This window comes from Baia soyae, from assembly GCF_004341445.1.
Taxonomy (GTDB): Bacteria; Bacillota; Bacilli; order Thermoactinomycetales; family Thermoactinomycetaceae; genus Baia; species Baia soyae.
Map to the genome: position 1 here is coordinate 63,641 of NZ_SLXV01000007.1, position 12,317 is coordinate 75,957.

Sequence of the window (12,317 nt, forward strand, 5' to 3'; positions counted from 1 at the left end):
CTATCATTTAAGATAGTTTAATGGATTTACAGGAGTAGAACCTTTATGAACCTCAAAATGTAAATGCGGACCAGTAGAACGACCTTCATTTCCTGAGTAAGCAATCAATTGACCTTTTTGCACGGTTTGACCTACGCTTACATTAATTCCTGAACGTTTCATATGTGCATACAAAGTAGATAAATTGTTCCCATGGGCAATGACTACATAGTTCCCGTATCCACCTGGATTGGATTTAACTAATACCACTCTCCCAGAATCGGCTGCATAGATCGGTGTTCCTACTGGGACAGGGAAGTCAATTCCTTCGTGCATACGACCACCACGCGGACCAAACCCCGAAGACACTCTGTGGTTTTTCATTGGCCAACCAAGTTCACCTGAACCAGCTGGGCCATCATAAAATTGGGTTGCTTGTTGAACTTGTTTATTCTTCTCTGCGATTTCATCCTTGGCAACCTCTTCATCTGCTTCTAATTGCTTTACATCTTTCTTTAACTTCTCTTGTTCCTTGACTAACTCTTCATACTTCTTCTCTGCTTCTGCGAGTAACGGCTTTTGTGCTTCTAGCTTGACTTTCATCTCATCCTGCTGGCTCTCTAATTTTTTCTTCGAAGCAAGGTAGCGTTTAATTTGATCGTTTTGTGCATCTAGTACCAAACGAGTCTGATCTATCTTTTCAAAGAAGTTAGCAAAGTCTGCAGAGGAGAGTAATTGTTTAAAGAAGCTATATTCTCCTGATTCGTACATCTGACGAACCTGTCCTTGCAATGATTCTTTAGACTTATTCATCTTCTGCTCTTCTAATTGGATGTTCTTATTTAAATTGTTTAATTCTTCATCCAATTTCTCAATGTCTTTCTCTAGAGACTTCAGTTCCTTTTCTTTCTCTTCCATACTTTTGGAAGCATCCTTCAATTCATTCGTCGCCTTATCTTTCTCCTTTTGGATCTTATCCAACTTCGTCGCAGGATCAGTCTTAGCTGCATAGATATCCTGCACAGCAAACGGTGAAAAGACAAGACTTAGTGAAAATGTCCCCATTATAATCTGTTTCTTCATTTGGGCTCCTCTCCCTTTCATGTTGCTTCTCTATTCTATCTCTCTCAAGAAAAGGGGAATGGTCTTTCATCATTGAAGATAACTCGTTGGATTTACTGCATTATTTTCACCTGCATATACCTCGAAGTGAAGATGGGCACCTGTTACCTGGCCATTTGCACCTACGGAAGTCACTTGCTGACCCTTCATCACATGTTCTCCCACTCTAACTTTAATCTGATTTGGGTAACTATGGGCATATCGAGAGTAGATCGGAACTCCACTCTTATGACCGTGATAGATCGTTAGCAACCATCCATATCCGCCAGATGCTCTACTCGAAACGACCACTCCATCTGCGGCTGCATAGATTGGAGTCCCCGTAGGACTCGGATAATCGACGCCTTGGTGCATGATATATCTGCCGTAGATCGGATGTTTCCGCAATCCAAATGGAGAAGTCATGCTCGCATTAATCGGGCTCTTCATCGGACCTGTATAAGAGAAATTTAATTTACCGCTCGCAATCAGTGCTTTATTTACATCGATCATTTCTTCTGAATACTGCTCAATGATCTTATTTGCTTCTGCTAAAGCACTATCATCTTTCTTTTTCGCTTCTACTAGCTCTAAATAAAGCTTTTTTGCTTTATCGACTTCCTGTTGTTGCAGGTTTTGCCTAGCAACTAGCTCATCTCTTTGTTTCTTGACTTGGTTTCGACCCTCTTTGATCTTGTTAACGAGGTCATACTTTCGATCCGCAATCAATTTAACCGTATCCAGATTCGCTATAAATTCATCAAAGCCTTTTGATTGTAGAAGCATAGCAAGTGGTGAAAAAAACCCTTCTTCATACATGTTCGATACCAAATCAGCATACTGAGATTCCATCTTGTTTAATACAGTTGTTTCCTGATTGAACTTGTCTTCAATCGGGGTAATATCCTTTTGAATCTCACCAATTTTCCCCTCGATTTGCTTCATCTTTTGTTCAAACTCTTTTAACTCCGTATCCTTCACATCAATTTGAGATTGGAGTTTATTTTTTTCATCTTGAGCATCTTTAAATTTTTCTTGTATCTTACTAGCATTTTCAGCAGATACCTGAACTGAACATAGGATCGATGCGATGAGAACAGAAGCAGAAGACAAAGCGATCCATAACTGTTTCCTCAAAAGAGATGTCCCTCCCATATCGATAAAAGGAGAATCTTACAATACCAAAACTTCTTAACCCTCTAAATACTATCTCGATATATACCTCGATGGGTTTGTCGCAACGCCATTTATCATCACTTCAAAATGTAAGTGATATCCACCACGTGCTCCTCTTACGTTTCCTGTATTTCCAACACCTGCAATCTGTTGTCCCCTAGAAACGCTTTGCCCTGGCTTCACGAGGATCGTTCCGGAGGAAATATGGGCGTAACGAGTCTGTATCCCTCCACCATGACTGATGATAATACAGTTACCATACCCGCCACCGCTTGAAACCATCGAGACCACTCCGCTATCTGCGGCTAGAATCGGAGTTTTCGGAGGTGCAGCAATATCTAAGCCCTTATGACTACCACCACGAGTACCAAATGTATCCGTAATCGTCCCACCGCCTCCAACAGGCCACGTGTATTGTCCTGAACCTTTGGCAACCTTATCGTGAGGGGCGATCAACGTACGATCCTGCTCATTCAGCTCCGTTTGATCCTCTGTCTCTTTCAACGTGCGGATATCTTTACCCAATTGAGCTATCTTCTTCTCTAGTTCGTCTTGCTTTTGCTGCGTTTCTTTTAATACCTGATCCTGCTTCTCACCTAAATCAGCTAGCTTTTTTTTCTTTTCTTGAGCTACCTGTTTCGTCTCTTTCAGCTCTTCTACCGCCCGTTGCTGCTCATTTAAGAAGAACATCGTAAAATCGTACCGCTCTATAAAATCATTTAAATTGTTAGCATCGAAAAGTTGTGTGAGTGGGTACAGATAGTTTTCTGTATACATAGAGCGTAGGAGGTTCTTCACCTTTTTCTCTTGAAGCTCTAGCTTGTATTCCGTTCCAGCTAATAGAGAAGCCTGCTCGGTCATCTGTTTGTAATGATCGTCAAGCTTCTGCTCCAATTGCTGTACCTCTTGATCTTGCTTTCGAGCCTCTTCTTCTAGCGTCTTCTTTTCACTTTCTAGTTTGGTCTGTTCATTTTTGGACTTCTCTGCAAGCACAGGACTACCGAGCGTACTCATCACGGAAACACAAACAACAGCTACCGCTACTAAACGTTTATTGCCCAAAATGTTCTATTCCCCCCACCTTAGATTTTCAAGAAGCGACGGATAGATAAGACCGAACCAAATACTCCAATAAAAATTCCGATTCCAAGTATCGAACCAGTTAAGTACATGGCCATATCACCAAAGCCTACCATTTGTAATAGGTTTGCATTTTTGGAACCACCACTTATCATCTTCACAAAGCCTTGATACACAAGGAGTAGAACCCCAATTGGAAGAACCGAACCAACAAATCCGATAAAGCCTCCTTCAATAAAAAACGGCCAACGGATAAACCAGTTACTAGCCCCTACCAAACGTTGCACCTCAATTTCACGTCTCCGTGCAATAATGGTCAGTTTAATCGTATTCGAGATCAAAAAGGCAGCTAAAACAGCGAGTGCAACCCCAAATACAAGAATGATATTTTTAAACAGCAAAACAGAATCAAGAAGTTCTTTTGCTGTACTGCTATTCTTTACACCTTCAACCCCTTCAAGGCCTTTAACCGCATCCTCTACCTGCTTGGATACAGAGACATTTTTCGGTGTCACCTTGATCAAGTTTGGCAAGAAGTTGTTTTCCCCTTTTTGGAGAACACGTGTAAAATCAGCATCTTTCAAGTTCTTCTTAACTTCATCGACTCCCTCATCTTTCGAAATAAAGCGAGCCTCATTCACATTCGGTAATCCTTTGATTTTGGTCGTTAACGCAGTAGCCTGCTCTTTCGTAACCTCTTCCTTTAGGACCACATTCATCGATACGTTGTCCCCAACTTCATCGGTAATGCTTCCTAAGTTAACCGCAAAGATCACAAACACACCAAAGATCATCAACGTTACAGCAACCGCACCCACAGCTGCAAAGCTCATCCAAGAGTTCTTTACAATCCCTCGGTACGCTTCACGAAAATGGCGACGTAGGGTATCAATCTTCATAACCGTATTCGCCTCCTATTTCATCACGAACCACGATGCCTTGTTCAATCGCAATGACACGTTGACGCATCGTGTTCACAATTTCTTTGTTGTGAGTAGCCATTACAACAGTCGTGCCACGCATATTAATCTCTTCTAGCAAATACATGATATCCCATGAGTTTTCCGGGTCTAGGTTACCAGTAGGCTCGTCCGCAATAATAAATCCTGGATTGTTGACGATCGCTCTCGCAATCGATACCCGTTGCTGTTCTCCACCTGATAACTGCGAAGGTAGAGCCTTCATACGATCAGACAGACCCACAAGCTCCAGCGCTTCCTCTACTCTTGGCTGAATCTGTTTCGTTGGGACTTCAACCGCTTCCAGAGCAAAGGCCACATTATCATAAGCTGACATATGTGGTAATAACTTATAATCTTGGAATACAACTCCAATTTTTCTGCGCAAATGAGGGATTTTCCAGTCACGAACGCGCTTTACATTTACTCCGTTAATCAAAACAACACCCGAAGTAGGTTTTTCTTCCCGATACATCAACTTGATAAAAGAACTTTTACCAGCTCCACTCGGACCCACCACATAAACAAACTCACCCGTATCAATTGTGATGTTCACACCACGAAGAGCTTCGATTCCATTTGGATATACCTTCCACACATCATGCATTTCAATCACAGAATCACCTTCTTACGTTAATAACTTATTTGAATTCCTATCTCTACCATTACCGTTTTCACGTATGTATTCCTACTAACTTAATAGGATTTTGATCAACAACACTCCTATTATAGCATCCATCTGCTTGCTTTCTCGGACAACATTTTTCAAAATCATGATAGATCAGACACCGAAAATTACATAAATACCAGCCAAATGGAGAAAATATACTCCAAAGAACCTCTCTAAAACTAGTATTTAGATAATCATTCTACCAATAACTGGAATAACCTTTAATCCATATTGGGGCTATTCTATCAACTATCACTCTCTCTTTTTCTAACTTCTTCATTAAGTTATCATCTATCTTTACATACATTTTCCTATGAATCAATGACAAAAATGTAGATATTATTACCACTTTAAGACCAGAAAGGATGAGAAATCTTGATCCGAACGATGGTTATCACTAAGGAAGATAGACTCGTGTTAGATGCACCGATCGATGATATTTTAGCGAGAATTGACTTGAAATGGTACTGGATTGACTTCTCAAAACCTACTATAGAAGAACGTGATTCCTTACAAACATTTGGCTTTCATCCTTTAGCTATCGAGGATTGTCTACATTTAAAGCAACGCCCTAAAGTAGACTATTATGATCACTATCAATTCTATGTCATGAGTGGACTCTATCACAAAACATTAAAATCCCATGAAATCGGTGCCTTCTTAAGTTCCACTATGCTGGTAACGTTCCATACTTTGCCGCATGTCGAGATCGATGAAATATGGGACAATCTCGCATCGAATCAAGAAACGCCACGAAAAGATCCAAAATGGATTTTATATAAGATTATCGATAAAATGGTAGATGCTAGTTTTCCGCATCTAGAAAATATAGAAGAACAATTAAACCGCTTAGAAAGTAAGTCGTCTCGTTCCTATCAAATTCAAACGTTGATGGACGAATTGTTTGTGGTACGAAGAAAACTATCCCATATCCGCCACTTTGCCGTTCCTATGCGGGAATTGATCGATCGTATGATTCACTCCGAAAAACTAAACCATAATGAGGAAGAACGTAGACATTACCAAGATATCCATGATCATCTAGTAAAGCTTACCGGCATGATTGAAGCTAGTAGAGAGATCACTTCAGACATTCGGGATAACTATCTATCGATTAACTCAAACCGCATGAATACCGTTATGATGACCCTAACTGTCATTACAACCATTTTTATGCCCTTAACCTTTATTGTCGGGATCTATGGCATGAACTTCCAAAACATGCCTGAGCTCAAATGGCAGTATGGTTATTTTCTCGTTCTGGGTGTAATGGCCCTTTTAGGTTCTGCTATGTACCTATTATTTAAGAAAAAAGGATGGTTTGATGAATAAATCGAAGAAAATAGCAACTCTTGTCATGACTGTCGCTGTCTGCTCTATGATCGTGACTGCATGTCAATCGAAACAGACAAGTCCTACTGAGCCATCGGAACCAAAGAAGGCAGATGCTCAAACCAGCCCAAAAGATCAGACCACTTCCGACGAAAACCAAATCAAAGCAATCCGATCCCAATTTCAAAACGCTACCCCTACTCAGTGGGGCGAGAAAATGTCTGGGATCATCTCCAAGCTTCCCACTAACGAAAAAGTAATCGCACTCACTTTTGATGCATGCGGTGGCAAGCACGGAGATGGCTATGATGCGGAACTAATTCAATTTTTGCAAGAAAATCAAATCCCAGCCACTCTCTTTTTAAATGCCCGTTGGATCGAGTCCCATCCAGAACTAACCAAGCAACTAGCCAATAATCCATTATTTGAGATTGAAAATCACGGCTCTGAACATCGTCCACTTTCTATAAATGGACGTTCTGTTTATGGAATTCAAGGAACAAAAAATCTCGATGCCATCATCCAAGAAGTGATCGTCAATCATCGCCTCATTGAAAAAACGATAGGGAAAGCACCTCGATTCTTCCGTGCAGGCACTGCTTATTACGATGATATCGCCGTTCAGGTAGCCAAACAGTTGGGTGAGCAGATCGCCGGATTCCACATTACAGGAGACGCTGGCGCAACTTTCAATCAAGTACAAGTAAAAAATGCGGTGTTACAAGCTAAACCTGGGTCCATCATCCTATTACATATGAACCAACCGAAAGGCGACACAGCAGAAGGCGTAAAAGAAGCGATTCCCCTTCTAAAAAAGCAAGGATATCGCTTTGTAAAAATGGATCAGTACATTCCTGCTCAATCTTCATAAGGGATGACATAGATCACATATTTTTTTCGGTTTTCATCCACTTCTGTCGACTGCTTTTGCCAACAACGCCCTTGAATCAAATGCAATTCTGCTAACAAAGATAGCAACACATCCTGCGTAGAGGAATGCTTCTGTTCTTGTAAAACCGGATATTGAGTCCAATCTGGGTGGAAGTGCCGAAATTCTAATTTTACACCTCGCCAATTGGGCTCAAATACAATCCCCTTCTCCACAACCTGTTCCTCCAGATTGTGCTGTACATAAATCGAATAAATTATCCCATCTATCTCTGTCGATGTCTGCTCATATACTTTATGATCCTTCACCCAGTAATCACAAGCAAAGCGGAGGAGGATCTCTTCCTTAGAAATTCTCGGATAGTGGGCAATAACAGGGTATTTCTTATCTGAATCATCCAAAATATATTGCAAATAATGCACTCGAAAACTCTCCTTAATAGTAGATAGAAGCCGCTAGGATTAAACTACTAATGAGGCTGATTCGTGAAGAAAAGATCGCTACGGGAACATTTCCTTTGGGAATTTCTTTGATCACGCTAAAGGGAGTAATGAGATGGAAAAGATAGAATACCAGTACCTGAAAGACAACACCAATCACACCCCAAATGATGAAATCCACTAGATTTTGGGAACTTAAGATAGCAGAAGCTAATACGATGGTCAGCCCTAAAATCTTACCACTCAGATCATAAGCTGCTGCTTTACCCGCTGCCACCTTACTTGCATCATCCATCTGAGAAGCTTCTTTGAGCAACTGAAATTCTGGATACGGCGTCGTTACAGCAAAAACGACTACCCCTAGGATTAAAATAGGGATCGAAACCCCCAAATAAGTTAAAAAATTAATAAATGCCTCCCACTGCGTCATAACAAAATAACCTCCTTATTTATAACCAAATGGAAGGTAGTAAGCTAAATTGCCTGTGATCTCCTGATCCAAGCGAGTCACCAAGGCAGAAGCTTGACCTCCCACATAAAAACAACCCCATAATAATTTCCCACGATAGGAGCCTTTCATTGTCTCTACATCCATAGTGGGTAATTCAGCCAACTCTTGATAGATCATCATCTGATCTTGATATTCGCCCTCTCCATCCTTGGCTATAATCTCATCTTCAGCTGAATATAAGGTGACTGCTCCACCTTCCCGACCTAAGATCGGTTTTTTAACATATGGCTTTTCACCACGAAATTCATTATCTAAATAAGTAGGTAAAAAGTAAGTCTCAATCACTTCATGCTCTTCAGCGGTAAAAAATTGATTTTGCTCATGCAAGGACCATATGAGTGCCTGGAGCGCCTTAGTCTGAGCTACAAATGCGGATGGCGGGTTAATCATCGCAAGTCGCTTTTCCGCTACTAATTGTAGGGTGTGCGCACCAATGGGATAGCCTTGTTCCGTTTGGTCATTAGCGAAAAATTCCCCTGCATGTAACCGATACAATACATCTATTGAACTCCAATTTCCTTCATCTAGGTAACATAATTGATGGTTATCCAGAGAAATTCCTACTTGAGAGAGCGGGATATAGCGTCCGCCAATCCCACTATGTCTCATGAGAAATTTCGCTGTCCCCTCATCTTCTGCATGTCCGCCAATCGAAGTAAACACCTTTGTGTCTACACCGTATCCGGATTCCTGATAGGCCGCTACCGTTTGCCGAAAGGCTCTGGTGATATGAGCTTCCATGCCGTGATTTGGATTCTCCATTCCAAAAAAACGACAAACTTGTTCATTCACATAATAAGCCTCTACCACACTAGTTGGTGTATCGCTATTAAACTCCATCATCTTAACCCCTTGAGGAGTACAGGCAAAATCGAACCTTCCAATTGTGGTAATAAACGAAAGCGGGAGGGTCGTACGGCAAAACGGAAAGGCCGCACGAGGAATCCCTAGCTCGCTAAGTAATGGATCCGAACCTTGCTGAAGAAAATGCGTCAGCCGCCCGTAGAGATCTCCGATTCGCTGAGTTGCTTCCCGAATCTCATCGACAAACGACTCTGTTACAGTTTCACAATGCCCTAATGCATACTCTTGACCTTGCGTGAGATCCCAAGTGAAAATACCTTGTTTCCGAATGGGCTGGTACATTTGTTCTCGTGTTTGAATATATTTATTCATCTATCGTTCCATCCCTAACCACCAGACGAAACAGAGCTATCATTATATTTTACATACCCTGCTTTTTTCCCATCCATAATCAGGTACGAGTTGGGATTATACGTACTCTTCCCATCATCATCACAAAATTTATCTGCGTTCTGATCATCACAAAATTCCAAGTCGCTCCCACTACTACATCCAGAAAGCGGAACCATTGCCACAGAAGCAACAAACAGACCTACTAATTTGGCTGTTCTGCTTTTCATCTTACACCCCCTATAATTTTATTCATCGAATCCACTATTATCTAATCTACTATGAGGTTTGTACCCCATCCGATGCTTTTTTATTCTTCTGATTCTGAAGATATCCCCAAGCCAAAACACCAAGTACAGCTAATACTTGAACCCCGTAGCCACGCATAGAGCCTTCTGGGAAGTACGGTTTCATAAATTTCTCTCCTGTAAGCATCCCACCAGCTGTCCAAGCAACTACGCCAGCGCCCACATACAAGATCCATGGAAAACGATCCATCAAACGAAGGAAGATAGTACTTCCCCAAACAATAATCGGTATACTAATAACTAATCCTAAAATTACTAGTAGATAATCACCGTGAGCCACACCCGCCACTGCTATTACATTGTCCAAGCCCATTACTGTATCTGCGATGACAATTGTTTGAATTGCTTGAAATACCGTTTTCTTGGCTTCAATCTCATGACCTTTTCCGTCCACTAATAACTTGTATGCAATCCATAACAACAGAACGCCACCGACTAATAGTAGACCCGGGATTTTAAGCAACCATACTACTGCTGATGTCGCTACAATCCTCATGACAACTGCGCCTACAGTCCCCCAAAATATAACCGTTTTTTGTTGCTCTTTTGGAAGGTTTCTTGCTGCTAAACCAATGACAATTGCATTATCCCCTGCTAATACGAGGTCAATAATCACAATAGATATAAGTGCTGTTAGAAACTCAGTTGTAAAGAAATCCATATGAACCTTCTCCTTTTTTTAATTAAAATTACGTACCCACGAGAAAAGACCTTTATCCTACAAGGAAAAATTCCAAATAGGATAAAGGTCTTGCTAACAACGGTTACGTTGCCAACAAAGCCGGGGAATTCTCCCGTAATGACGACTTTGCTGTAACAGCTACTCCCCTTTATAACGTACATATAAGGTTTTTTGTTACTTCAATCATAATCGAGCAATCAAAATGCTGTCAATGTGTAATTCTTGTAAAACATGACACGAAATTCTATTAGTACAAACGCTTTTTCTTATTAGCTCTTTTTCTATCTTGAAACCCTTCGGGGTTTACTTTTTCCCGAGTAGCACTTGGCTCTTGTAGTTCCTTACTTTGAGAACGTTCTGGAGCAACCAGGGCCATTTTCACTGTCTCCATCGCTTCTACCACCGGGACCTGCATAGAGGAATCTAAACCTGTATCTTCCTCGGTAGAATCTACGCCTAGCAGATTTTGCTTATACAGTCGTCTCGTAATCGCTTTGGAATGAGTAGAAGACGATTGATCTTGATCCTGATCCAGCCCTAGCTCCGGTTTCACAACAGAATGGGCAGAAGTAGGTTCTTTTCTAGCAAAACGGCGACGTGCAAATGGTTGAGTTTGTGTTAGAAATTCTTCTTCATGATGATCATTCTGTATATTCTCTTTCCTGTCATCTTCCAGGAGGGTGTTTTGTGCATGTTGCTCTCTTCGACTTCTCCAAGAAGATGGCTGGCCAAATTCTGCTTTATCTACTTCTTTTTTCCTTACTAGTTTATGTTCAATTAACGAGGATGGTACATGATCTTTGTTAGTAAATTCTTCCTGCTCCTCGTCTTCTTGCTCTGTCTCTGATAAGTACTGTGCTTGTTGGAGTTTCCGTTCGCGTCTACGGGTGCTTCGACGCACTTTTTCCACCGATATGCTTGATGTTTCGAACTGCTCATCTTCTGGGAAAAATTGATTCAGCTCTTCCAATTCCTTGGCACGCTTTTTCCCAATGATGATACTAACTCCAACGATAATAACAATTATGATTACGCCAAGACCAACCCAAAGCATTGGTCCGTTAAGAAAAGACATAACGAAACCTCCATTGATCATTAATTTCCTTTAAAATGAGGACGACGTTTTTCGATAAACGCATCCATCCCTTCCATCCGGTCCTGCGAGTGGAAAGTGAGTCCGAAATAGGAGGCCTCCATACGCAAACCATTCTTGAGGTCTACTTCCACACCATTATGAATGGCTTTCTTTATAAAATGAAGTGCCAGCGGAGCCTGTTTCGATAACTGGCCAGCTAGACGCTTCGCTTCATCCATTAATTGGTCAGCAGGTACAACTTTCTGTACAAGCCCTAATTGATACGCTTCTTGCGCAGAAATACGCTCTCCCGTCATACAGAGATATTTGGCATGATTACGTCCAATCGCACGAGCAAGACGTTGCGTGCCCCCATAGCCTGGGATTACACCTAGATTAATCTCTGGTTGTCCAAATGAAGCTTGATCTGATGCTAGTATCATATCTCCACACATAGCAAGTTCGCAACCTCCACCTAGAGCAAATCCATTAATTGCCATGATAACCGGCTTTGTGAGATCCTCTATTTTTTGGAAGATAGCTTGCCCACGTAAAGCTTTCTGCTCCGCTTCAATCGATGTCTCGATTTGACGTAGCTCAGTAATATCTGCACCCGCTACAAAAGCTTTCTCGCCTGCACCGGTTATAATGACTGCGCGAACGGACTCTTCTTGCTGAATCCACGTAACAATCTGGTCTAACTCCTCTAACAATTCCACATTAAGTGCATTTAATACTTTCGGACGATTTAAGGTGACCATTACCACACCATCTGATTGCTCTACCAATAAATGTTTATATGTTTCCATCATATAAATCCACCCTTCTCCGTCTTTACCTATCATGCTTGATTCATCGCTTTCAAACAAGGGTTCTTTCAATTAGTTCAAGAAAGAGCAATATTCTCCTGCTGAATTATAC

The 12,317-nt window shown here is 41.4% G+C and carries 14 protein-coding genes; 2 read left to right on the top strand and 12 right to left on the bottom strand.

Going from position 1 to position 12,317, the window contains the following annotated elements; all coding sequences use genetic code 11:
• Nucleotides 1–3 precede the first annotated feature (3 nt).
• The 5 genes from EDD57_RS03930 to ftsE all read right to left on the bottom strand — a co-directional run bounded on the left by EDD57_RS03930 (nucleotide 4) and on the right by ftsE (nucleotide 4,911).
• Nucleotides 4–1,062 carry a murein hydrolase activator EnvC family protein gene (locus EDD57_RS03930; protein ID WP_165873658.1) on the bottom strand — a complete coding sequence of 353 codons (1,059 nt, stop codon included), beginning with the start codon at nucleotides 1,060–1,062 and terminating at the stop codon, nucleotides 4–6.
• Nucleotides 1,063–1,131: 69 nt separating this feature from the next.
• A complete protein-coding gene (locus EDD57_RS03935; protein WP_165873659.1) occupies nucleotides 1,132–2,217 on the bottom strand; it encodes a M23 family metallopeptidase in 1,086 nt (361 codons plus the stop codon).
• A 69-nt stretch (nucleotides 2,218–2,286) separates the two neighbouring features.
• A complete protein-coding gene (locus tag EDD57_RS03940; protein ID WP_131848185.1) occupies nucleotides 2,287–3,318 on the bottom strand; it encodes a murein hydrolase activator EnvC family protein in 1,032 nt (343 codons plus the stop codon).
• A 20-nt stretch (nucleotides 3,319–3,338) separates the two neighbouring features.
• Nucleotides 3,339–4,235 (bottom strand): permease-like cell division protein FtsX, encoded by an 897-nt coding sequence (ftsX, locus tag EDD57_RS03945; RefSeq protein WP_131848186.1) that lies wholly within the window; start codon nucleotides 4,233–4,235, stop codon nucleotides 3,339–3,341.
• The gene (gene ftsE / locus EDD57_RS03950) at nucleotides 4,225–4,911 is read right to left on the bottom strand and encodes a cell division ATP-binding protein FtsE (RefSeq protein WP_093292740.1); all 687 of its coding nucleotides are present in this window, start codon (nucleotides 4,909–4,911) and stop codon (nucleotides 4,225–4,227) included. Before ftsE ends, ftsX begins: the two co-directional genes overlap by 11 nt.
• A gap of 429 nt (nucleotides 4,912–5,340) precedes the next feature.
• Between ftsE and corA the strand changes: the two genes are divergently transcribed.
• Both corA and EDD57_RS03960 read left to right on the top strand, forming a co-directional pair.
• Complete coding sequence (gene corA / locus EDD57_RS03955) at nucleotides 5,341–6,297, top strand: magnesium/cobalt transporter CorA (protein WP_131848187.1); 957 nt, start codon at nucleotides 5,341–5,343, stop codon at nucleotides 6,295–6,297.
• On the top strand, nucleotides 6,290–7,168 hold the full coding sequence (locus EDD57_RS03960) for a polysaccharide deacetylase family protein (RefSeq protein WP_131848188.1): 879 nt from the start codon (nucleotides 6,290–6,292) through the stop codon (nucleotides 7,166–7,168). The genes corA and EDD57_RS03960 overlap by 8 nt, the downstream gene beginning before the upstream one ends.
• Here EDD57_RS03960 and EDD57_RS03965 read toward each other — a convergent pair.
• The 7 genes from EDD57_RS03965 to EDD57_RS03995 form a co-directional block, all read right to left on the bottom strand.
• Nucleotides 7,156–7,608, bottom strand: a complete 453-nt coding sequence (locus EDD57_RS03965) for a hypothetical protein (RefSeq protein WP_131848189.1) — start codon at nucleotides 7,606–7,608, stop codon at nucleotides 7,156–7,158. The genes EDD57_RS03960 and EDD57_RS03965 overlap by 13 nt on opposite strands.
• A 13-nt stretch (nucleotides 7,609–7,621) precedes the next feature.
• Complete coding sequence (locus EDD57_RS03970) at nucleotides 7,622–8,056, bottom strand: DUF350 domain-containing protein (RefSeq protein ID WP_131848190.1); 435 nt, start codon at nucleotides 8,054–8,056, stop codon at nucleotides 7,622–7,624.
• A 15-nt stretch (nucleotides 8,057–8,071) separates the two neighbouring features.
• Nucleotides 8,072–9,313 carry a glutathionylspermidine synthase family protein gene (locus EDD57_RS03975; RefSeq protein WP_131848191.1) on the bottom strand — a complete coding sequence of 414 codons (1,242 nt, stop codon included), beginning with the start codon at nucleotides 9,311–9,313 and terminating at the stop codon, nucleotides 8,072–8,074.
• Nucleotides 9,314–9,327: 14 nt separating this feature from the next.
• Nucleotides 9,328–9,561 (bottom strand): hypothetical protein, encoded by a 234-nt coding sequence (locus EDD57_RS03980; RefSeq protein ID WP_131848192.1) that lies wholly within the window; start codon nucleotides 9,559–9,561, stop codon nucleotides 9,328–9,330.
• A gap of 49 nt (nucleotides 9,562–9,610) precedes the next feature.
• Entirely contained in the window at nucleotides 9,611–10,300 is a 690-nt protein-coding gene (locus EDD57_RS03985; protein WP_131848193.1) for a TerC family protein, read from the bottom strand.
• A gap of 268 nt (nucleotides 10,301–10,568) precedes the next feature.
• Nucleotides 10,569–11,396: a hypothetical protein gene (locus EDD57_RS03990; RefSeq protein ID WP_131848194.1), complete on the bottom strand. Its 828-nt coding sequence runs from the start codon at nucleotides 11,394–11,396 to the stop codon at nucleotides 10,569–10,571.
• 20 nt (nucleotides 11,397–11,416) lie between these two features.
• The gene (locus tag EDD57_RS03995) at nucleotides 11,417–12,205 is read right to left on the bottom strand and encodes an enoyl-CoA hydratase/isomerase family protein (protein ID WP_131848195.1); all 789 of its coding nucleotides are present in this window, start codon (nucleotides 12,203–12,205) and stop codon (nucleotides 11,417–11,419) included.
• Between the last annotated feature and the right edge of the window lie 112 nt (nucleotides 12,206–12,317).

Excerpts from the sequence above, each read along its gene's own strand:
- EDD57_RS03930 (WP_165873658.1), bottom strand. The coding sequence starts at position 1,062 with ATGAAGAAACAGATTATAATGGGGACATTTTCACTAAGTCTTGTCTTT.
- ftsX (WP_131848186.1), bottom strand. The coding sequence starts at position 4,235 with ATGAAGATTGATACCCTACGTCGCCATTTTCGTGAAGCGTACCGAGGG.
- EDD57_RS03960 (WP_131848188.1), top strand. The coding sequence starts at position 6,290 with ATGAATAAATCGAAGAAAATAGCAACTCTTGTCATGACTGTCGCTGTC.
- EDD57_RS03970 (WP_131848190.1), bottom strand. The coding sequence starts at position 8,056 with ATGACGCAGTGGGAGGCATTTATTAATTTTTTAACTTATTTGGGGGTT.
- EDD57_RS03975 (WP_131848191.1), bottom strand. The coding sequence starts at position 9,313 with ATGAATAAATATATTCAAACACGAGAACAAATGTACCAGCCCATTCGG.
- EDD57_RS03980 (WP_131848192.1), bottom strand. The coding sequence starts at position 9,561 with ATGAAAAGCAGAACAGCCAAATTAGTAGGTCTGTTTGTTGCTTCTGTG.
- EDD57_RS03985 (WP_131848193.1), bottom strand. The coding sequence starts at position 10,300 with ATGGATTTCTTTACAACTGAGTTTCTAACAGCACTTATATCTATTGTG.
- EDD57_RS03990 (WP_131848194.1), bottom strand. The coding sequence starts at position 11,396 with ATGTCTTTTCTTAACGGACCAATGCTTTGGGTTGGTCTTGGCGTAATC.
- EDD57_RS03995 (WP_131848195.1), bottom strand. The coding sequence starts at position 12,205 with ATGGAAACATATAAACATTTATTGGTAGAGCAATCAGATGGTGTGGTA.